The following is a 21,868-nucleotide window of genomic DNA, read 5'->3' as shown; positions in this document are numbered from 1 at the left end:
ATTTATTCTTAGCGCTAAAACTATTGGATTATTCGATTATTTGCTGTCCAAGCAATTAGTAAAAATTGCTATTTCAAGTTGCGGTTAAACGCAGCATGATTTGCATCAGACAAAACAAATAATTACGCGTGAAAGACTAAATTGGCGAATCGCTGAGCTCATAAAATTTGAGCCTGTAATAAAAATTTAGATTTCATGAGTTGGTATAGCTTGAAGTAGTGCCGTCGTTCTTTTTCAAATCAATACCTGCGCGAATTATTCTGCGTCGACAAGACCACCAAGCAAAATCATCATCCTTCTCACTATTTGTTGGAGCATTGCTATGCATCACCGTATTTCCTTTGATCGATTTGCCAAATACGCCTGTGCGGCACTAACTGCGGTTTATCTAGTTAGCGGCGCCCCGCTCCACGCTGCAGAGAAAATCAAAGGAAAACCTGGTACGGTACAAATTGATAGCGCAGGGATTACTTATTTTGCGCTCGAACGCGATACTTTAACGACGATCGCAAAACGCTTCACACCGACACCCAATAATTGGGAAGCCTTAGGCAAGCTAAATAAAATCAGTAATGATAGAACTATCCCGATTGGCTCTGGCATTTTGATTCCAGCGGATCTGCTGTTGGAAGAGCCAAGCCAAGCCACCGTGATTGCCTTGGCTGGTCAAGTCAATGAAACCAATCTCAAAGGCAGCACATCCGCACTCATCTTGGGCAGTGTGGTATTCGAAGGCAGCCAAATAAAAACTGAGAAAAACAGTTTTGTGACGTTTGAGCTACCAGATAATTCTAGAGTATCGGTACCCTCCAATAGTCAGGTCAGTTTATCAAAACTACGCATGACACAGTTTGTCAAAAGCCCGCGTACCTTAATCAAATTAGTTCAAGGTAAAGTCGAATCAAAAGTCAGTCCTTTAAACAATAATAAAGGACGTTTTGAAGTCAGCTCTCCATTGGCGATTGCGGGCGTGCGTGGTACGCATTTCCGCGTTGGCGTGGATGAGGACAAAGTGGCAAATGAAGTGTTAGAAGGTGGTGTGGCAGTAGGCAATAAAGAAAAACCTCAAGCTTTAGTTCTGCCTGCAGGCCAAGGAAATATCGTCAACAAGGCTGGCGTAGGCAAAGCAATCACCTTACTCCCTGCGCCGAGTTTGACGGCTGGATTTCAATTGCAAGAACGTCCTATTTTGCAATTTGCAGTTCAAGCTTTACCTAAAGCCGTTGCTTATCACGCACAAATTTCTAGAGATGCACAAAATCAGGATGTGATTGCGGAAGCCAACGATAAAGACTTGCGCTTCCGCTTCGAAGGCTTAGATGATGGTAATTACTTTATCCGCGTGACAGCGATTGATGAAAATGGCTTGGAAGGCATGCCAAGCACGCAAGCATTCCGATTAAAAGCGCGCCCAGAGCCACCTTTTTTATTAAGCCCAAAACATAAAGTACGCGCCGACAGTGTGAGTTTTAATTGGACGCAAGCAGGCGAAGTAAAAGCGTATCGTTTGCAAGTGGCAAGTGACGCTGAATTTAAACAAATCGTACTAGACCAAAATAATATCGCAGGCGTAGAAGCTAACACCGACAAACTATCAGTAGGAAATTATTACTGGCGCGTCGCCTCGATCATTGAGAAAAATGGTCAACCCGATCAAGGTCCATTTTCATTACCACAAGCGTTCCGTTTGTTAGCACCGCAAGCAATGAATGAAGTGGTCGACCTTGGACAAAACCAAATGGAATTTGGCTGGCCAGCCGAACCGGGGCAGACATTCTTGGTTCAGATTGCGCAAGATCCAGAATTTAAAAAAATCTATTTAAGTCGCAATCTCGATCAAGCCAAGTTAAGTATCGCACGACCAGAGCCGGGAATTTACTATATTCGCGTGCAAGCGACTGATCCTGATCGCTTCATTGGTAACTTCTCCAAGCCACAGAAATTTGAAATCCTGTTGCGCTGGACTACCGGCAGCGGCGATCCTCTTGAATCAATCGGTGGTATGGTTCAACCACAAAAACCCGCCACTAACAAATAAATCTAAACACAAAGGCAGACCAAGTTCATGTTGAGCGAATCAGCACATCAAGCAGAACATCGCGTCAATACGAACTTGGGGCGACGTCGCAAACAGCGGCAAGCAATTGCACTGCATGAATGGATCATTCTGACGCTGTTTTTATTGATCCTGACGATCGTGTTAAGCATGTTCAATGGATTGCAGCGATTGGATCAAACCGCCTACGATCTGCTATTGCGCAATCAAAGTACGCCAGCTCGCGACGATATTATTATCGTCGCGATTGATGATTTCAGTTTAGCTGAATTAGGTAAATGGCCCTGGCCACGCGCGCGTCATGCCGACTTAATTCAAAAATTGAACACTGCCAAACCTCGCGCAATCGGCGTTGATATCGTATTTGCCGAATCAGAAACAGCGAGTCCAGACAACCCAAATGGCGATCAACTTCTGGCGCAGGCTTTGACTGCGAGTCAACGCGTTGTATTACCATTAGTCTCGATCAATGCAGGTCGTGGATTGCAAGCTGTGCAAGCCACGCCAATGCTGGCACAAGCGGCCGCTATGATGGGGCATATTCATATTGAATTAGATGAAGACGGTGTCGCTCGCAGTGTTTTTCTAAAAGAAGGAACGCAAGGACTTTGGTGGCCACATTTTTCCTTAGCACTGTATGAAATTGGTCAACAATTTGAGCGCGAAGCAAACCTCAACGAAAACACTAAAAACACGAAGAACGCCAAAGACGCAAATTCAATTAAACAGATCAGCCCATCCGATTTACCTATCAACACCCGCCAAACCAATTCCAGCAACACCACCGCCGGTATTTGGCATCGCAATTTTCAATTGCACATACCTTACTACGGTGGCAGCGGGCACTTTACCAGCGTTCCCTATGTGGCCGTACTACGCGGCGAAGTTCCAACAGAATTCTTCCGGGACAAATACGTATTAATTGGCACCACGGCACAAGGTATGGCCGATGCATTTCCTACTCCAGTCACCTCGAATCAAGGCGTGTTATCTGGAATTGAAATCAATGCGAATATTTTGGCGAGTCTATTAGATGGGCGTTCGATTATTAAAGCACAAGCATGGCAAGTGATTTTGGTGAGCGTTTTAGTGATTAGCTTGGCCTTGCTCAGCTTTCTGTTTTTCTCACCAAGAATTGCGTTTTTTACGGTACTCGGTTTGATTCTGGCAACGATTTCTGCCAGCGTGATTCTCATCTATTGGGGCTTTTGGTTTCCACCCGCGGTCAGTGTTTTGATGTTGATTATTGCTTATCCACTGTGGAGTTGGCGTCGGCTAGAAGCAACTATTAGTTTCTTAGGAAAAGAATTTGTTTTACTCGATCAAGAGCCGCATTTGCTGCCAGAATTCAATCCAGATTTAACATTAGCACATGGCGCCAAAGTGCCGGTACGCCGCGCAATTCAAGATAAATTAGAACGTCATTTCAGCGCTATTCAAGCAGCAGCGCGACGGGTGCGCGATCTGCGTCAATTTGTCACCGATAGCTTAACTAGCTTACCCGATGCGACCATGGTCACCACCACCGACGGCAACGTGGTACTAGCCAATCCAGCAGCGCTTGCGTATTTCAAGAGCATAGGCATGCCGCATGTGATTGATACGCTTGTACCGTATCTTTTCTCAAATATGAGCCACCCACACACCCTCTATGCAGGCGAGCGTGAAAGCTTTAGTTGGTGGCATATCCTCGATTTAAATCAAAGCGATATCTTGATGAAAGGCGTTGAAGTCGTCGATCCCAAAAACCGCGACTTAATTATCAAAAGTGCGCCCTGCTACTCCGGTCAACACGTTTTGATTGGTTGGATCATCAGCATTCTGGATATTTCAGAAATTCGGCAAGCAGAACGTCGTCGCGATGAAACTTTGCATTTCATTTCACACGATATGCGCGCACCTCAAGCTTCGATCTTGGCCTTAATCGAGTTACAGAAAAATCCAAAAACCGCGATCGAACATGAAGAATTTTTAAGTCGAATCGAAAAAGCATCAAACACCACCTTGGGCCTCGCAGATAATTTTGTCCAACTGGCGCACGCAGAATCCAATGAATATCGATACACCGAACTTGATTTCCAAGACATCTTGCTCGATGCAACTGAAGAGATGTGGACGCTGGCAAAATCCAAACGCATCCGCATCGTCACAGACATTCCTGAGGGTGAATATCCAGTGCGCGTCGACCGCAGCTTAATGACGCGCGTATTAACCAATCTACTCTCGAATGCCATCAAGTACAGCCCTTGCGATACCACCGTGACATGCAGCTTAGCTTTTGTGTCAGAAAGTCTAAATGACAGTATCGTTTGTAGCATACAAGACCAAGGCTACGGAATCGCACGTTCGGATCAAAGCCGTCTATTTCAACGGTTTCAACGCCTCGGGCACGGCAAGGGAGCAGACCAAATCAAGAACGACGGCATCGGGCTTGGTATGGTCTTTGTCAAAACCGTCATTGACCGCCATTTTGCACATATCAGTTTTACCAGTGTGCCCGGTGAAGGGACTTGTTTTACGATTACTATTCCTGCAAATAATATTTAATTATCAATTGATATTACGCAAGAAGCATAAGCCAGCCGTGAACTAGTAAGCGAGTCGCGCTATAATGGCGCCCTCAAACCAAAGATTCCTATGCAATTACTCGCCGTCGGCCTCAATCACACGACTGCACCTGTCTCACTACGAGAAAAGGTTGCCTTCTCGCCTGAGCAAATTTCTCAGGCGGTGGTTGGTGCGCGCTCATGGTTTGCGCGCAACGGTGCAGCACATGCCTCTGAGACTGCAGTATTGTCGACTTGCAATCGTACCGAACTGTATGCCGTTGCTGATGTCGATAATCCTATCGACATGACTGCGCATTTCTTGGCCGATTTTCACAAGCTGCCTTACGCAGATTTGCGGCATCATCTGTACACGCTGCCGCAAGACAATGCAGTGCGTCACGCGTTTCGCGTCGCGTCTGGTTTAGATTCTATGGTATTGGGCGAGCCACAAATTTTAGGACAGATGAAAGAAGCAGTACGCCAGTCTGATGAGGCAGGTGGACTTGGTACTTATCTGCATCAACTGTTCCAACGCACTTTTGCAGTCGCCAAAGAAGTACGCAGTACGACCGAAATCGGCGCGCACAGTGTATCGATGGCCGCCGCTGCAGTACGCTTGTCGCAACGCATTTTCGACAAAATCGCCGATCAAAAAGTTTTGTTTATCGGCGCAGGTGAAATGATAGAACTATGCGCAACCCACTTTGCTGCGCAGAATCCTAAGACTATCACCATCGCCAATCGTACTTTAGAACGTGGCGAAACCCTCGCCAATCGTTTTGGCGGTAAGGCGATTCGCTTAGCCGAATTACCAAATTGCTTGCATGAATTCGACATCATTATTTCTTGCACAGCTTCTTCTTTACCGATTATCGGCCTTGGCTTGGTCGAGCGTGCGATTAAGGCACGCAAACACCGTCCGATTTTTATGGTTGATCTCGCAGTACCGCGTGATATCGAATCCGAAGTAGCGAAATTGGATGACGTGTTTTTGTACACAGTTGACGATCTCGCCAGCGTAGTACAAAGCGGTTTAGAAAATCGTCATGCCGCAGTAGCGCAAGCCGAAGCAATCATTGAAACCCGCGTGCAATCCTTTATGCATTGGGTCGATGGCCGTCACGTGGTTCCTGTGATTCAAGATTTGCACGAAAGCGGTGAGCAAGTCCGCCAACATGAATTAGAACGCGCACGCAAAATGCTGGCACGTGGTGACGATATCGAAATGGTTTTGGAAGCCCTTTCCAAAGGCATTACCGCAAAATTCCTGCACGGCCCCCAACAAGCCTTGCATCAAGCCCATGGCGAAGAACGCGCGCATCTAGTGCGTTTGCTGCCACAATTATTCCGCACTAAGCGTTAGCTGCCCCCAGCATTCTACGCATGCCTTTGCGCATGCTCTACCGTCATCACGACGATTTCCAAATTTAATTCATTCTGGCTCAACGAGACTTAATATCTCACGAACGAGCCAAGCAAGCATAAAGAGAAAAAATCATGAAACCATCCATGCTACATAAACTCGATCAACTCTCAGAGCGTCTGGTGGAAGTTGGTCAATTGCTGGTACAAGAAGGCGTCACCAATGATATGGACGCTTACCGCAAACTCAATCGTGAACACGCCGAGCTGGAACCTTTGGTCGCGCTGTATCACAACTATCAGCAAGCGCAGAGCGACATCGTCGAGGCGCAAGAAATGTTGAACGACCCCGACATGAAAGAATTCGCGCAGGAAGAAATCCAAGCAGCCAAAGATCGTATCGAAGCGTTACAACGCGAATTGCAAACCATGTTGCTACCGAAAGATCCTAACGACGAACGCAATATTTTGTTAGAGATCCGCGCAGGAACGGGTGGTGATGAAGCGGCCTTATTCGCCGGCGACTTACTGCGCATGTACACCCGCTTCGCTGAACGCAATCGCTGGCAAATCGAAGTCATGTCGGAATCACCATCAGAACTCGGTGGCTATAAAGAGGTGATCATTCGTATCGCTGGTTTTGGCGCGTACTCCAAGCTCAAATTTGAATCCGGCGGCCATCGTGTACAACGCGTCCCCGCAACGGAAACCCAAGGTCGGATTCATACCTCTGCTTGTACCGTTGCAGTCATGCCAGAAGCCGATGAATTGACCGACGTCGTGATCAATAATGCCGATTTGCGTATCGATACTTTCCGTGCCTCTGGCGCTGGTGGTCAGCACATCAATAAAACGGATTCGGCAGTGCGTTTAACCCACATCCCAACCGGCATCGTGGTGGAATGCCAAGATGGTCGTAGTCAACATCAAAACAAAGCACAAGCGATGCGCGTGTTAGCTACCCGCATCATGGACGGTCAACTGCGCAAGAAACAAGCCGAAGAAGCCGCCACGCGTAAGAGCTTAATCGGCTCAGGTGATCGCAGCGAACGTATCCGCACTTACAACTACCCACAAGGTCGCATGACGGATCACCGTATCAATCTGACTTTGTATAAACTCGATTTTATTATGGATGGGGATTTGACTGAACTGACCAATGCGCTGGTGGCTGAACATCAGGCTGAGTTGTTGGCTAGTTTGGGGGATGATTAAGTTCGAATGACATCGTTTAGATAACTAAAATTGAGCGCAGATGAGGTCTACAAAACCTGTCTGCGTTTTTTTATATCCATCACATCACTCAGAGTCTCAACTCATGCATCGCTGAAACCTCGGCAAACAAAACAAACAAGAACACAAGCAAGAATATGTATTTAAAAAATCAATACTTGACTATAATTGATTTTCTATTACGATTTTCATCCGCCATGCCCAAACACCACTTAATTAAGTTCTGCAAAGCGACAGCGCTCGTATTAACTATCCTCGCCTCATTTTCTGTCTATGCAGAAGAATACGAAATCAAACGCTTGGACGCCGCTACCGTCTCCTATCAGGGAAGAATCGTCAAGGGAAGTTTTCATGCATTACTTGCTCAACTCACACCAGAAACCACAACGCTTCGTATTCGCTCTAGTGGTGGCGATGGCGAAGAAGCGATGTTAATCGGCAATCAGATCATCGATCAAAATCTTGGCCTCATTGTTGATGGCTATTGTATGTCGTCTTGCGCAAACTATTTATTCTTGATGGCACAGAAAAAAAGCTTACTAGTCGATAGCGTTTTGGGATTCCACGGTGCGGTTTCTTTAAAAAATAGTGCTGATCTGAGAGAGCAATTTGAGCTTGGAAAACTCAACAAAGACGACTACACAGGCAAAGAGGGGCTAAAACGATTACAGATCTTAGAATGGGAATTGCTCAAGAAAGTCGGCCTAAATTTAGATACGCTAAGCACGATCAATGCACAGCTTTACAAAAAAAATCCGATTGACCCGAAGGCAAAACGAACAGTAGTACTTACCATAGACGGCAAAAAGTATACTTTCAATTGGGATGATCGAGGCCAGAAGCTTATGGAAAAAAGACTTCGAAAGTCACTAAAAAAGAACTCCGAAGTTTCTTTTGTTATTAACAATCCCTATGCTGATGCAATATATTTCCCGTCTCAACAATTTCTCCAAGAAATCGGCGTAAAAGGAATACTCGATTATCCCTATCCTGAAAACAATGCCGCGCTCCAAAAATTGCTATCAGAGGACCTTAGTAATATCAAAGCGGTCGGGGACTTTCCAGAACCTGAACCCGTATCAAAAAAATAGTCCCAATTTGCTATTTGTAGAAAGCGTAAAAAAGCCAACTTAGAGAATGCATCTAAGTTGGCTTTTGTTTTATGCCTGAAACCTATTTAAGTACGCGCTGGCATTCCCAAAATCTTACGCGCTTCATCCGGAGTCGCCACTGCTCTATCATGCTCACGACTAATGCGCACAACGCGCTCGACCAACTGAGCATTGCTAGTAGCGAGTTCACCCTTACGGTAATAGACATTGTCTTCAAAACCGACGCGCACGTGACCACCGAGGATAATTGCCATGGTCGCCAATGGCAATTGTGCCGCACCGATTCCTGCAACGGTCCAACTTGCCTCTGCTGGCAATTGCGAACGCATATACATCAAAGCCTCTGGCGTACCTGCCATCGCGCCAGGGATGCCGAGTACGAAATCGACGTGCAATGGCGCGGTGATTAAGCCTTTTTTCAACCAACGATTCACGGTGGTGATCATGCCAGTGTCGAAAACTTCGTATTCAATTTTAACGCCCAAGTCTTTCATCGTCGTCGCGAAGATATCCATGTCATCGGGATGATTCATGAATACATCATTGCCGAAATTGACCGAGCCCATCGACAGGGTTGCCATCTCTGGTTTCAGCGTAACTGGCGCGAGACGTTCTTGCGCTGTCATGCCAACTGCACCACCTGTTGAAACCTGTACGATCACATCGCAGCGCTCGCGGACTTTATTGATGATTTGGCGATAGACTTCTTTATCTTGGGTTGGCGTGCCGTCGTCATAACGTCCGTGTACGTGCACGATAGAGGCGCCAGCTTTCGCGCATTCGAATGCGGCATCGGCGATTTCGTCTGGGGTGATGGGGAGGTTGGGTTGTTGTTCGCGGGTGACTTCTGCGCCAGTTAGGGCGGCGGTGATGATGAGTTTTTCCATGATGTTTTGCCTCTTATAGTTGGCGTTTTTTCTAACTAATTCATTGGCTTATTTGTAGGGCGGGTGCAACCCGCGCTGTTTTTTTACACTTCGTACTCGCGTTCGCATTTGCTGATCGTTCACTGGTCGGGGGTAGCCCGACAGCTAGTTACCTTTTTTGCTTCGCCAAAAAAGGTAACCCAAAAAAGGCGACCACGCTGCCACTGCCCTTCGGGTTCCCAATTGTGCAAGACAAAAAATGGGAAAGCTTCGAAACTCGCTTCGCTCAAACAACGAAGCTTTCTTCATCCATTTTCTGTCTTGCACAATTGGCAGTGTCAGAAGTGGATGAAGGTCAAAAGCAACAACAAAATCAAAACAATCAATATCGACGGACATTCATTTTTCTATTAGCTTTGCAGGTCGTTGCTTTTGACTTTGTTTTTGACTTTATTTTTGACTTTGACCTACCTCCGTTTGAGACGATGTAATTTGTGCTTCACAGAAAATGGATAAGAAAGTGTCGTTGTTTGAGCGAAGCGAGTTTCGACACTTTCCCATTTTTTGTGACGCACAAATTATGCTGGAGCGTAGCGTAAGCACCCGAAGGGCGAGTCTACGGTCGCCTTTTTTGGCTTACCTTTTTTGGCGAAGCAAAAAAGATAAGTGGCCGTCGGGCCACACCCGACCAAGTACAAGTCACGCATCCAAGAACGTCAAATCAAAATACGAAAAACAAAGCAGCGCGGGTTTCACCCGCCCTACAGAAACTACATCACAACAGCCTCAAGCCAAACACAAACAAATCAGCGTTTTATACGCTGAAAATCCGCCGGCACCACACAAGTCCCAGAAGCCTTACAAACAACAACAGGCTCAGCCAACACATCCGCAGCAGAAACTTGTCCAGCTATCTTCGCAGGAGAAATCACCTTACGTGCTTCAAACTCCATCTTGCGCGAGGTCTTGCCCATAGAAACAATACGACCCGTCGCTTCAATATAATCACCAGCGAACACCGGTGCCATAAATTGCACATTATCGTAGGCCACAAACAAACCTTCATCGCCGTCACTACGGATCAACAATTCTGTTGCGACATCGCCAAACAAATTCAACATCTTCGCGCCATCGACTAGGTCACCTGCATAGTGTGCATCATGCGAACCCATACGCAGGCGTATCAAACTCGTGTACTTGGATAAATCTTCCATCATTACCTCTTTTAAATTCGGTTCATTGCTCCCTTCTCCCGCAAGCGGGAGAAGGGTTGGGGATGAGGGTGGTTCAGCGAACACAAACGACATTTTCCATCGTAGGGCGGGTGCAACCCGCGCCGCCAAAACATCGAGCACCTGAGCAGCGCGGGTTGCACCCGCCCTACGAAACTTCCCTCACCCTAGCCCTCTCCCGCTTGCTGGAGAGGGAACTTAAATTCACTTAAGCAGCGTGACGCTTAATCCACTCATGAATCGCAAACGAAGCAACATCTTCTGCGTAAGACTTGGTACCAAAGCCCGCATCGTAACCCAACTCCTTCGCTAATTCATGCGAAATACGTGGGCCGCCAACCACCAAGATCACTTTATCACGCAAGCCTTCCGCTTCTAACAGATCGGACAATTTGGTCAAATTATCGAGGTGAATATTTTTTTGTGTCACTACTTGCGACACCAAAATCACGTCGGCTTTTTCTTCAATCGCACGGGCGATCAATTCTTCTGAATCGACCTGCGCGCCCATATTGATAGCGCGAACTTCATGATAGCTTTCTAAGCCTTTGTGGCCGTTATAGCCTTTCATATTCATGATCGCGTCAATACCAACGGTGTGTGCGTCGGTTTCGATACACGCGCCAATGACGACCATACGACGTCCCATTTTTTCCGCAATCAAGGCATTGATCGCGTCTTTATCCAGTGTTTCATATTCTGGCTTGACAACTTGGAAGCTCGATAAATCGACTTGATGCTTGCACTGACCATACACGACGTAAAAGCTAAAACCCTTACCCATGTCTTCGCTGTGGACGACCGCGGGTTCCTCTAAACCCATCAACAGTGCCAAACGCTTAGCACCTTCTTTGGAAGTCTCATCGAGTGCGACCGGTAAGGTGAAAGAAACTTGTACGCGACCATCATTCATCGTGTCGCCGTAAGGCTTAACCCATTGTTCTGGTTTTTTGATATCTGCCATTGTTGTCATGTTGTTCTCCTTACGCTGTCTGTGTTGGCAACATCAATTGTGGGAAAGGATTGTAGTAATCCGCTGCTTTGCTGATCACACCAGCCAAACCTTTACCGCCCGTTGGGGTGCGTGAAATCTCGGCAAAAGTGCCCTTGCCAATCGCGGCAGATAAACCCATTGCTTCAATTTCTGCCAGAATCTTTTCAGTCTCTGCCAACACTTCTTGTGCGCGGGTTTCGATCTTTCCACCGGATTTAAATTCGATTTCTGAGTTCAAATCTTTCATCGTACCGAACACATACTTCGCATTTTGGATTGCCAAGAAACGATCTTGAATAAATGGCGTATGAATCGCTTCAGTCATCATGCCGAGCAAATGAATATTTTGATTTGTTACGGTACTGACGATGTTAAATAAAGTGTCCTGAACCTGACCTTTAAAAATATTGCCTGTCATGTGTTTGGTTGGCGGCATGTATTTCAATGACGCATCTGGAAATACTTGACGCACCAATTGCGCGTGCGCCATTTCCCACAAGAAGCCGTTTTCTAATTCAGGATTAATTTCAAATGCATGACCGAGCCCCATTTGATCTGGCTGCAACCCAGACAAATACGCAAACTGTTCATTGATTAATTGCGATGCCAAGACCGTATGCGCGGCTTCATAAGCATCGGCTGTCGTCAAATAATTATCTTCACCCGTGTTGATGATAATGCCCGCATAGGCATTCACCATGCGAGAAAAGAATTGATCAATGAAAGTACGCTTCATATTGATGTCGCGGAAGATGATGCCGTACATGGAATCATTGAGCATCATATCGAGACGTTCGATCGCGCCCATCGCCGCGATCTCTGGCATACACAGACCTGAGCAATAGTTAGTCAAGCGAATATAGCGACCGAGTTTTTCGCCAACTTCATCCAAAGCAGCGCGCATCAGTTTGAAGTTTTCTTGGGTCGCGTAAGTACCACCGAAACCTTCGGTCGTTGCGCCATACGGCACGTAATCGAGCAAACTTTGACCAGTTGAGCGAATCACCGCAATGATGTCGGCACCCTGTTCTGCTGCGGCGCGTGCTTGCACTACGTCTTCATAAATATTGCCCGTCGCAACAATCAAATATAACCAAGGTGTTGGTGCTTCGCCCATGGTCTCAATTTGCTTCGCGCGGAATGCACGTTGACCAGCGATATGCTGACACATGATCGCAGCTTGTGCTTCTGTCGCTTTACGCGCGGCATCTGCATCTTTTGGTAAAGCTAAGGTCAGTGTGCCTTTCGACACGGCTTCTGCCACAGCTTGCGCCGTCATATTGTGTTCTTGCATGGCGGCGACCACGATCGGTGCTGCGCCATGTTGCAATAAGTTTTTTGCTTGTAAATGATCAACCAACACGTTGGGCAAAGGTACATAATTTTCATCAATACCATCGATGCCGAGTAAACGCAAAGTGGCGCGCTCTACCGTCGTCGTCGTGTACTGTGACATTTCATCGAACACCTGACGTGCAATGCGACGCGCGGAATCACGTGCGCGGTCGATTTGCCCCTGATCTAGTTTTAATTGGCTCATGCTACTTCTCCTGTTTCTTTAATTTTTTCGTCCGATGTCGCTTCTAATACAACGTCACATACGTCGTAACCGACGAACGCATTCTTTGCCACGTCCAAAAACTCAGCAGCCTCAAAGCTGCCACCCATGGGCGAAAATGGATTCAAGGTAATCCCAGTCAAATTAATGCCACGATACCCGACTAATTTCGCACCGAGTTTTTGAAAGATCAATAAATCGGTGTTTTCTATAAATAATTTCGTGCCATCTGCAACCACCACGTTCAATGCTGGATGACGTTCCGCCAAGCTACTTAAAGCGCGCCACAAATTGCGCCCAACTGCACCGCTAACGGCGATGGTGCCAACCTTGGCATCGATGTATTCCATCAACTTAGCACCCGCATTGAGGGTCGCGATTTCTTCTAAAAAGAGGACCTTTCCATCTTGATCCCAAATGCCAACGCCACCTTGTGTAAACACGGCCTCACATTGGGCTTTGACATGATCATCTGCTTGTTTGATACCAAGAATGCCAAGGCGATCACGTGTTTTGCGGATCACATCTTGAATACCGCCACCAATTGCAGCACCAGTCGCTAAAATCACGCCATCGGCTATCGCTGGAGACGCATGATGACTGCGACCTAAAGCGCCATCCAAAATCACTAAATTTGCACCGCATTGGCGCAAGCGCGCGATGACTTTTAATTGATCACTGCCACGCGATGCGCCAGCGACTTCCATCTCGCCATATTCCAATACCTTGACCACCAAAATCTCACCCATTGGGCTATCGATTTGTGTTGAGTCAATTAACTTCCAACGCACTTTCGCGCGCTGCAAAGTTTCACGTGCGGTGGCAACGAGATTGCCAGGCCACACCATGATGGGTGGCTTAGGATTAAAAAAAACTTGATCGCGGTCTTCGCCATCACGACCGATTGAGGTCAAGCCTATGTCCACTTGCGCTGCCGCTGCTTGCGCCAGCACATGGTTCATTGCGACAGTCTTACCGGTGTTTTTGGTCATGCCCATGACCGCTAATGTTTGCATACCGCTATCGTGGATGCGTTGCCATAGCGGACTGGTTTTGATATTACTTAATGTGGGATGTTTGAACTCCATCGTCGACAACTTTCTAAGTTCTACAGCGAAATTAAACGTAGAGTTCTGTGAACAACTGACGCAGTTTTTCACTCTCGCGCAATAAGGCTAAAGAGTGTTCTGCATGACCCGTCGCGTAACCATTACCAACGATCATTTCCACATCTTTACCGACACCTTCTGCGCCTAATGCAGCGGCAGTGAAGCTAGTTGCCATCGAGAAGAAATAAATTTTACCGTGCTGCTTGGTTGATAAAATACTGCCCATTTCCGTGTTCTGAATATTCACGCAATTGATGACTAAATCCGCCATCGCGCCATTTGTGACTTTGGATACAGCTTCCATCAAAGCTAAAGCATTGGTCGCATCGACCTGCAAAGTATGATCAGCCCAACCTAATTCTTGCATGCGTTTGCAGTCTTTTTCAAATGGAGAGACACCGATCACGCAACCGTTTTTACCAGCGCGTTTTTTCGCTTCGTACACACACAAAGTACCAGACTTGCCACCACCGCCGATAACGACAACGGTGTCGCCTTCTTTCACCAAACGTGCTGTCTGCGCAGGTGCGCCAGCGACATCCAAGATTGCTAACGCCATTTTTTCATCGATATCATCTGGCAACTTAGCGTACAAGCCAGTTTCAAACAAAATCGCTTTGCCTTTGATATCGACCTGATCTTTTTGCATATGAATTTTGACGATTTCATCAATGCGCAATGGTGTCAATGACAAGGAAACCAAGGTAGCAATTTTGTCGCCTACTTTTAAGTCGATCTTGCCAGCTAAGGATGAACCAATTTCCAAGATCGTTCCGATTAACATACCGCCAGAACCGGTCACCGGATTGTGGTGTTTACCGCGCTTTTCAACGATGCCTTTGACGATCTCAGCCACTTTGGCTTCGTCGCCATTCGCTTCTTGTTTGATTTGCGTAAAGCTGGCCGCGTCGATATTTAACGCGGAGACGTCGATCAGGATTTCGTTGTCGGTGATCTCCATCGTGTTATCGATCTTCCACGCGCCTTGTGGCAAGACGCCTTGTGGTTCGATCACGCGATGAATTCCGTAGGGGGAGCTTGGTGTTGTAAATGTCATGATGAAAAGATGGGATAGTTAGGTAGATGATCGCCGCTAATATCCCCTCTCCCGCAAGCGGGAGAGGGTTAGGGTGAGGGGGATTGAAATAGCTGCATCGTTGGAAAAAAGCAATACCGAAATTCATTCCAATAATGACCAACATTCATTTCTGAACATCCCTCATCCCAACCCTTCTCCCGCTTGCGGGAGAAGGGCTTTAATACCGAAGGACCTTAGTTACTACGCGTAGGCAAACTAAAGTTATGACCCAAACCAGGCATATCAATTGTCATACCTTTGTAGTTACGGCACTTAACTGTCGTACCGCTACCATCTGGTAATTCTTCTTCACGTACATAAGTAGGAATGATAGGCAATTTACCCAAGCCTCCCAAACCGTCTACCACGAAGGTTGGTACTGCTGGACCACTGATCCAACCGCGCAAACCTTCATACAATTCAATCATACGGTGATGTGGCACGATGAAGTGCGCTGCACCTTCGACCATATCTGTAGAGTATACATAGTAAGGACGCACACCCATTTCAATGGTTTGCATGAACAGATCACGCATTACCATCACATCATCATTCACGCCTTTCAAACAGACTGTTTGCAAGCCCATCATAATGCCGGCTTTTTGTATCATCTTGACGCGTTGACGCAGCAAAGGTGTGATTTCTTTTGGATGTCCGATATGGATATTGATCATCTGTACGCGATGCTTTTCCAATACCGCACACAACTCTGGTGTGACGCGTGTTGGCAATTGCACGACCATGCGGGAACCCATGCGCAAGAAGCGAACATGCGGTGCGCGACGACGAATTTCGCCGAGGATGTAGTCCAAACGCTCATCGGTAAATGTCAATGGATCACCGCCAGACAACAACACGTCTTCAATTTCTGGATTGCTAGCGATGTAGTCAATCGATGCTTCGATTTCGTCTTTCGCAACAGAACCATCCGGCTGCGACACCATGCGCTTACGTGTGCAGAAACGGCACAAAGTTGCACAAGTATTCGAAACCAAGAACAACACGCGACGTGGGTAACGATGCACCACGCTAGTACCTGGAATTGTGTCACCTTCTTCGCCTAATTGATCCAAAGAAGTCGCAAAACCAGGGATGGTTTGCTCATGGTGCGAAGGCATGTATTGCAAACGGATAGGGCAATTTGGATCATCTTTGTCCATCAATTTCGCCATGTAAGGCGTAATTGCAACCGCGAATTTTTTGTAGACGGTGTTATCCACGTCTTCCACATTATTCAATACACCCATCAATTCAGAATGGTGAGAATAACGACGCGTGAATTGCTTTTGCCAAGATTCTGACTCTGGATCATAAGCGTCTAATTCTTCGCGTGTCAGTAATTTCTTGATAGGATTAAATTCGACTTTTTGGTCCATGATGTCTCTCTCGTTGATATGGCGAAAGTTCGCAAAAATGCAAACAAGCTGAAATAAATACCCCTACGGGCGATAGGGAGAGAGTGTAAAGACGAGTTGTGCCGTCACAAACGCACAAAGTGACTTAATGAAACAGCAAAAATCAGTCATAATGTATGATATTCAAACAAAATGCCTGAAACCACTAAGAATTTCACTATGTCACAAGTATTAGATGCCCTAGATCAACAAATTATCGACCTGCTCAAAGTGAACGCAAGGCTTCCCATCGTTGCAATGGCAAAGGCGCTAGGTTGCGCTCGTAGCACTGCACAACTGCGCCTCAAGTCACTAGAAGACCGAGGCATTATTAGTGGTTATACAGTCGACATTTCGGTGAATCGGTCGCGACCTAGCATTCAAGCGATGGTGTTAATTTCGATTGAATCGCAACACGAACCCGAAATCATGCGAGCACTGACCAAACGACATGAGATCATCAAGTTATACACGGTGTCAGGCCGTTATGACTTATGTGCAATGCTCTCCACAGAATCGACACATGAGCTTGACGCAGTTATTGATAAGATCCGTTTGATAAAAGGTGTGGTGGACACCTTTTCGACGATTTTGTTGTCGACGAAATTGGATAGACCGGCTTAGCTCTTCTCAACAAACACATAAGATTAAAAACTAAGAATTTGCTAGCAAACGATTCACTTGTCGTATAAAGCGCCAATGCACAATCCACAAAACAATCGCGATCAAGCTCGCGAATGAACCGATTTCACTTGGCCACAATGAGACTATCTGCGCGGCACACCAGCCTATTCCAGAAGCCAAACCAAAATGCGTGAGTGACTGCAAAGCTGGATTTTGCGCTGCCTCATTTCGCAAAGAAGTCGCGACATTCGCGATGATAAAAAAATCTTCAATAAAGTTATAAGGGATAAGAAACATCAACCAAACACTCCGCGCTTGAGCGACGCGTGCGTTTGGGCTTACTAAAGACAGTGTTCGGGACAAATCTCTGCAATAGAAGAAGACAAAAATCAAAAAGACTGAACCCAAGGCGATACTACCGTAGACGCCTAGCGTTTCAAGTTCTTGCAGTATGCCGACACTCTGTGATGAATGTAGAAACGGATATACCAGTGCATAAGCGACTGGCAATGTCAGCACTATTTTTAACAAGGTAAGCAGGAAATTTCTATTTTGCATAATTTAATTCCTATAAAAATAAATATTTAATTCGCAGCATGCTAACTTGAGCGCATTGGATATGGCAAATGCTTCATGCACCAACTTAGGCCATCTCTATCGCAGTCACGTGTTAGGCACCACAAGAAGAAAATCAGACAAACAGCCGCATGCTGCAAGTGCAAACTGTCTGAAAATACGGACAAATTCTGCTCATTTGTAAGGAATTCAATACATTGTGCGCACGCACAATTGCCACACATCAGCAAATTTAAATTTTTATTTCTGTTAGTGAAATGCTAGTTTTTTCCAATGCCATAATCGACCTCGGCTGATTACCCATCTAGTCAAATACAACAAAAAAAACAGAACGTTGGCGAGTAAATCTCCCAACGTTCTTATCGTCGAGAAATGCGTTTTAAAAGCAGCAAGTAAATCGCTCCCAACTTAAACACTCCAAAAATAGATAGAAAGAGGCATCATGATTGTTGGCGTACCTAAAGAAATTAAAAACCACGAATATCGCGTGGGCATGACTCCATCCTCAGTACGTGAATTAACTTCACGCGGCCACAAAGTGCTCGTGCAAAAAAATGCAGGCGGGGAGATTGGCTTAAGTGATGAACAATATGTCGCGGTCGGTGCGGAATTAGTCGAGACAGCCAAAGAGATTTTTGAACGCGCCGAGATGATTGTAAAAGTCAAAGAACCACAAGCGATTGAGTGCGCCATGTTGCGCCCTGGACAAATTTTGTACACCTACCTGCACCTTGCGCCAGATCCAGAACAAACCGCAGCCTTAGTAAAATCAGGCGCGATTTGTATCGCCTACGAAACGATTACTGGTGCGAATGGTGGCTTGCCTTTGCTTGCGCCAATGAGCGAAGTGGCCGGCCGCATGTCTATCCAAGCGGGCGCGGCACATCTAGAAAAATCCAAAGGTGGCATGGGCTTGTTGTTGGGCGGCGTACCGGGTGTAGCGCCTGCACATATCGTGATTATTGGTGCTGGTGTAGTCGGCACCAACGCGATGCAAATGGCAGTCGGCACGGGCGCACGCGTCACCGTGTTAGACAAAAGTATTGATCGCCTGCGTCAATTAGACTTAGTTTATGGCAATAGAATTTCAACAGTTTATTCCAATGCTCAATCAATCGAAGAAGCAGTATTGTCTGCGGACCTCGTCATTGGTGGCGTACTAGTTCCGGGCGCTGCTGCGCCTAAGTTGGTCAGCCGTAGTTTGATTTCGCGGATGAAAAAAGGGGCGGTCGTCGTTGATGTGGCAATTGATCAAGGTGGTTGTTTTGAAACCTCTCATGCCACAACGCATGCTGAGCCGACTTATGTTGTTGATGGCGTCATTCATTACTGTGTAGCGAATATGCCAGGCGCGGTTGCTCGTACTTCGACATTCGCCTTAAACAATGCAACGGTCGGACATGCGATCGCTCTCGCTAGCAAAGGTTGGAAACAAGCATTACGCGACGATATACATCTGCGCAATGGCTTAAATGTGTGCGAAGGCAAAGTTACTTATGCAGCTGTTGCACATGATCTCGGCTATCCATATGTGGCGGCAGAAAGTCTACTCAGTTAATTGGACTTGGTCGATTTGCTATATGTGATTTGTTACACCTGATTTAATGCATACAATTTGCGGTGAACAATAAAAAAGCCAGCGAAGATATCATTCTTCGCTGGCTTTTTTGTTGTCATCTAATCCAATTTAATCTGCTTTAAACTTGCATACTCTAGTCATCCGAAAGAACGGTCTACAAGCATCAAAAATATTCAAATGAAGAATTATTTTCCAGCACTCACACCACCAATACCATCAACCGTTTTGTTGATCGATTTAGGGTTACCAAAATAATTTAATGAGCCTATGCCTTGTACATTCGCTTTCAGTTTTTCAGTTGCGGTGACTTCAACCGAGCCAATTCCTTCTACTGTGGCGTCAACATTTTCGGCTACCAAGCCTTTCGCATCGACAAAGCCTACACCCTGTGCACGCAATTTAAAGTCACGTACTTTTCCGCTCATTTTTAATAATCCAACGCCTTCGTAATTTAATTCAAATCGCTCGCCAGCAATTTTACTAACAGTGGTTAAACCCGCGCCTTCCATTTTAAATTTGGTCAAGGTCGGCATCGTCACGATCACTTTCAAATCATCAGAAATACGAATATTTTTCTTTTCTTTGTAACTGATCAACAGCTCGTCACCTGCGATATCGGTAATGATTTTATCCATGTATTTATCATCGCCTTTGACAGTAATCGAATGTACACTACCAACCACCACTTCAACTGACAAAGCGCCTTGCGTACGAATCGTATTAAAAGGAGAAACTTTGCGAACTTGCTCACCCGCCGCAGCGAAAGAACTAGCAAGCACCAAGCCAACGGTGAAACAAGAGACGATGAATTTGCGCATGGGGAACTCCGTAAGTAAAAATTAAGTAAAGAACTACATCGAGTGATGCGAGTCTGCCAGTATTTTTTAAAATTGTCTGCGAAAAAAGATGAAATGTCAGTTCTTGGGAGCAGAATGCAAAAAAGCGCGATCAACTGCGCAGCGTTTCAAAACCATTTTGAGCTATCGTAACGCGCAAGTTTCATCTCACATTCAATGCAAAACGGCGCAAAGATGCGCCGTTTTGTGTTTACACTTTTCCGTTCTTTTGCACTACATTTTTTACTGCCTATTTGTACTTGAGGCTGAGGATCTACGATATTGCCATAGAGTGAATTTGCTTACCAAATCACTGTTTTACTCAGCGACAAATTCTCTTACTTATTTACTTGCAGCTGGTACCGATGCTGCTGCCTTTTCAGTTGTTTTCTCAACTGCTTTTTCTACTTTTTTCACTGCTTTATCAGCGTGCTTTGCTGGTGCACCTTTCACATCAGCACTCGCTGCTGCTTTTGCAGCTGCTGGTACGCTAGCTGCAGTAGCGCTTGGCGCACTTGCTGGAACACTAGCCGCTTTAGTTGTTGCGCTTGCGACTGCACTAGAGGCTGCTGTCGCTGCTGCGGCTGCTTTTGGCGCAGCGGCTTGCGTTGCAGCAGACGCTGCTGGTGCTGTAGCCGTTGCTACTGCTGCCTTAGCGCTCGCACTTGCCGCTGGTGTTTGTTCTGCATTTGCGAATGCAGCAGTCATAGACAATGTCGTTGCGATGATAGTCAATGCGATTTTTTTCATGATGAATTCCTATGTAGATCAAATGAATTAAAGTGAGTTTTGTATTCCGGTACAACTTTATTTTGTCTTGCTGTTGCGCAGTGTTTGCTGCGTACATCCACAACGGGCTCAAGTTTTTTTGTGTTGACACGAATTTCAAATTTTTTTAAAAATTTTTTTGCCTAAAAAATTTAGATCATTTTTTACTGCGTCATTTTTCATGCAGTTATTTTTCACTGATATAGAAAAACCAAAAGAGTGGGAATTAAATATCTTCTCTTTCCAAAGCGAAAGAAATCACTAAGGATCTTCAAAAAAGCGAAAGGAAATGGGGTCAAAAATAAGTCTTTCAAGCCCCTCAAAAATATAAATTATTTTCTCTTGAAAAGCCTTTTCGGCATCTACATATCCGAATCAGCAGATGCTCAAGTGAGGTCTGCAAATTTAATTAATTCATATCGCTTCAACTTATAAGGATATATATCATGCGTAATTTTGACTTCTCTCCTCTCTACCGTTCTGCAATCGGTTTTGATCGCTTAGCTCACCTCATCAACGAAGCACAACGTGCCGAGGCAACGCCAAGCTATCCACCTTACAACATCGAATTGGTCAACGAAGATCAATATCGCATCAGTATGGCTGTCGCCGGTTTTGATCGCAGTGAAATCGAAATCGAAACTGAACGTGATGTATTGAAAATAGTTGGTCGTAAAGCCAAGCCAGAAACCCAAGGCACCTTTTTACACCGTGGCATCGCCTCACGCGATTTTGAACACAGCTTCCGTCTAGCAGATCACGTTAAAGTCGTTGGCGCGCGCTTAGACAACGGCTTACTCAATATTGAATTGCAACGCGAAATTCCGGAGGCGCACAAACCTCGTCGTATCTTGATCGATGGCGAACCACTACGCACGGTCAACAACGTAGCAGCACCTGATCAACTACAGGCTGCATAATGATCTGCAAGTAATCAACTTA

19 protein-coding genes are annotated in these 21,868 nt (G+C 46.0%); 9 read left to right on the top strand and 10 right to left on the bottom strand.

Annotated features, from left to right (window positions below):
- Positions 1 to 322 precede the first annotated feature (322 nt).
- The 5 genes from IE103_RS17630 (at position 323) to IE103_RS17610 (ending at position 8,291) form a co-directional block, all read left to right on the top strand.
- Positions 323 to 2,038 carry a FecR domain-containing protein gene (locus IE103_RS17630; protein WP_189347672.1) on the top strand — a complete coding sequence of 572 codons (1,716 nt, stop codon included), beginning with the start codon at positions 323 to 325 and terminating at the stop codon, positions 2,036 to 2,038.
- 27 nt (positions 2,039 to 2,065) lie between these two features.
- Positions 2,066 to 4,603, top strand: a complete 2,538-nt coding sequence (locus IE103_RS17625) for a CHASE2 domain-containing protein (protein WP_189347670.1) — start codon at positions 2,066 to 2,068, stop codon at positions 4,601 to 4,603.
- Positions 4,604 to 4,693: 90 nt separating this feature from the next.
- Positions 4,694 to 5,968, top strand: a complete 1,275-nt coding sequence (gene hemA, locus IE103_RS17620; protein ID WP_189347668.1) for a glutamyl-tRNA reductase — start codon at positions 4,694 to 4,696, stop codon at positions 5,966 to 5,968.
- A 134-nt stretch (positions 5,969 to 6,102) separates the two neighbouring features.
- Positions 6,103 to 7,182 carry a peptide chain release factor 1 gene (prfA, locus tag IE103_RS17615; RefSeq protein WP_189347666.1) on the top strand — a complete coding sequence of 360 codons (1,080 nt, stop codon included), beginning with the start codon at positions 6,103 to 6,105 and terminating at the stop codon, positions 7,180 to 7,182.
- A gap of 155 nt (positions 7,183 to 7,337) precedes the next feature.
- Entirely contained in the window at positions 7,338 to 8,291 is a 954-nt protein-coding gene (locus IE103_RS17610) for a hypothetical protein (protein ID WP_189347664.1), read from the top strand.
- Positions 8,292 to 8,377: 86 nt separating this feature from the next.
- On the opposite strand, the gene kce is transcribed toward IE103_RS17610, so the two are convergent.
- The gene (kce, locus tag IE103_RS17605) at positions 8,378 to 9,199 is read right to left on the bottom strand and encodes a 3-keto-5-aminohexanoate cleavage enzyme (RefSeq protein WP_189347662.1); all 822 of its coding nucleotides are present in this window, start codon (positions 9,197 to 9,199) and stop codon (positions 8,378 to 8,380) included.
- Positions 9,200 to 9,423: 224 nt separating this feature from the next.
- Here kce and IE103_RS17600 point away from each other — a divergent pair, with 224 nt between their 5' ends.
- Positions 9,424 to 9,669, top strand: coding sequence for a hypothetical protein (locus tag IE103_RS17600; RefSeq protein ID WP_189347661.1), 246 nt, complete (start codon positions 9,424 to 9,426; stop codon positions 9,667 to 9,669).
- A gap of 315 nt (positions 9,670 to 9,984) precedes the next feature.
- On the opposite strand, the gene kal is transcribed toward IE103_RS17600, so the two are convergent.
- The 6 genes from kal to IE103_RS17570 form a co-directional block, all read right to left on the bottom strand.
- Positions 9,985 to 10,395: a 3-aminobutyryl-CoA ammonia lyase gene (gene kal, locus IE103_RS17595; RefSeq protein WP_229827341.1), complete on the bottom strand. Its 411-nt coding sequence runs from the start codon at positions 10,393 to 10,395 to the stop codon at positions 9,985 to 9,987.
- A gap of 223 nt (positions 10,396 to 10,618) precedes the next feature.
- Positions 10,619 to 11,383 carry a lysine 5,6-aminomutase subunit beta gene (gene kamE / locus IE103_RS17590; protein ID WP_229827340.1) on the bottom strand — a complete coding sequence of 255 codons (765 nt, stop codon included), beginning with the start codon at positions 11,381 to 11,383 and terminating at the stop codon, positions 10,619 to 10,621.
- A 10-nt stretch (positions 11,384 to 11,393) separates the two neighbouring features.
- Positions 11,394 to 12,944: a lysine 5,6-aminomutase subunit alpha gene (gene kamD / locus IE103_RS17585; RefSeq protein WP_189347659.1), complete on the bottom strand. Its 1,551-nt coding sequence runs from the start codon at positions 12,942 to 12,944 to the stop codon at positions 11,394 to 11,396.
- Positions 12,941 to 14,050, bottom strand: coding sequence for a lysine 5,6-aminomutase reactivase subunit KamB (gene kamB, locus IE103_RS17580; protein WP_189347657.1), 1,110 nt, complete (start codon positions 14,048 to 14,050; stop codon positions 12,941 to 12,943). Before kamB ends, kamD begins: the two co-directional genes overlap by 4 nt.
- 31 nt (positions 14,051 to 14,081) lie before the next feature.
- The gene (kdd, locus tag IE103_RS17575; protein WP_189347656.1) at positions 14,082 to 15,128 is read right to left on the bottom strand and encodes an L-erythro-3,5-diaminohexanoate dehydrogenase; all 1,047 of its coding nucleotides are present in this window, start codon (positions 15,126 to 15,128) and stop codon (positions 14,082 to 14,084) included.
- Positions 15,129 to 15,343: 215 nt separating this feature from the next.
- Positions 15,344 to 16,525, bottom strand: coding sequence for a KamA family radical SAM protein (locus tag IE103_RS17570; RefSeq protein WP_189347654.1), 1,182 nt, complete (start codon positions 16,523 to 16,525; stop codon positions 15,344 to 15,346).
- Between the two features lie 198 nt (positions 16,526 to 16,723).
- On the opposite strand from IE103_RS17570, the gene IE103_RS17565 reads away from it, so the two are divergent.
- The gene (locus tag IE103_RS17565; protein ID WP_189347651.1) at positions 16,724 to 17,167 is read left to right on the top strand and encodes an Lrp/AsnC family transcriptional regulator; all 444 of its coding nucleotides are present in this window, start codon (positions 16,724 to 16,726) and stop codon (positions 17,165 to 17,167) included.
- 30 nt (positions 17,168 to 17,197) lie between these two features.
- On the opposite strand, the gene IE103_RS17560 is transcribed toward IE103_RS17565, so the two are convergent.
- Complete coding sequence (locus IE103_RS17560) at positions 17,198 to 17,725, bottom strand: hypothetical protein (RefSeq protein ID WP_189347650.1); 528 nt, start codon at positions 17,723 to 17,725, stop codon at positions 17,198 to 17,200.
- A 460-nt stretch (positions 17,726 to 18,185) separates the two neighbouring features.
- On the opposite strand from IE103_RS17560, the gene ald reads away from it, so the two are divergent.
- On the top strand, positions 18,186 to 19,301 hold the full coding sequence (ald, locus tag IE103_RS17555) for an alanine dehydrogenase (RefSeq protein WP_189347648.1): 1,116 nt from the start codon (positions 18,186 to 18,188) through the stop codon (positions 19,299 to 19,301).
- Positions 19,302 to 19,507: 206 nt separating this feature from the next.
- Here ald and IE103_RS17550 read toward each other — a convergent pair whose 3' ends face one another.
- Positions 19,508 to 20,140 carry a head GIN domain-containing protein gene (locus IE103_RS17550; RefSeq protein ID WP_189347646.1) on the bottom strand — a complete coding sequence of 211 codons (633 nt, stop codon included), beginning with the start codon at positions 20,138 to 20,140 and terminating at the stop codon, positions 19,508 to 19,510.
- 360 nt (positions 20,141 to 20,500) lie between these two features.
- Positions 20,501 to 20,908, bottom strand: coding sequence for a hypothetical protein (locus IE103_RS17545; protein WP_189347644.1), 408 nt, complete (start codon positions 20,906 to 20,908; stop codon positions 20,501 to 20,503).
- Positions 20,909 to 21,372: 464 nt separating this feature from the next.
- Between IE103_RS17545 and IE103_RS17540 the strand changes: the two genes are divergently transcribed.
- Positions 21,373 to 21,846, top strand: a complete 474-nt coding sequence (locus IE103_RS17540) for an Hsp20 family protein (RefSeq protein WP_189347642.1) — start codon at positions 21,373 to 21,375, stop codon at positions 21,844 to 21,846.
- Positions 21,847 to 21,868: the final 22 nt, after the last annotated feature.

This window comes from Affinundibacterium macrobrachii (assembly GCF_014652415.1).
GTDB lineage: Bacteria > Pseudomonadota > Gammaproteobacteria > Burkholderiales > Burkholderiaceae_D > Undibacterium > Undibacterium macrobrachii.
The sequence above is the reverse complement of the archived record's forward strand: the minus strand, read 5'-3'. Positions and strand labels throughout refer to the sequence as shown.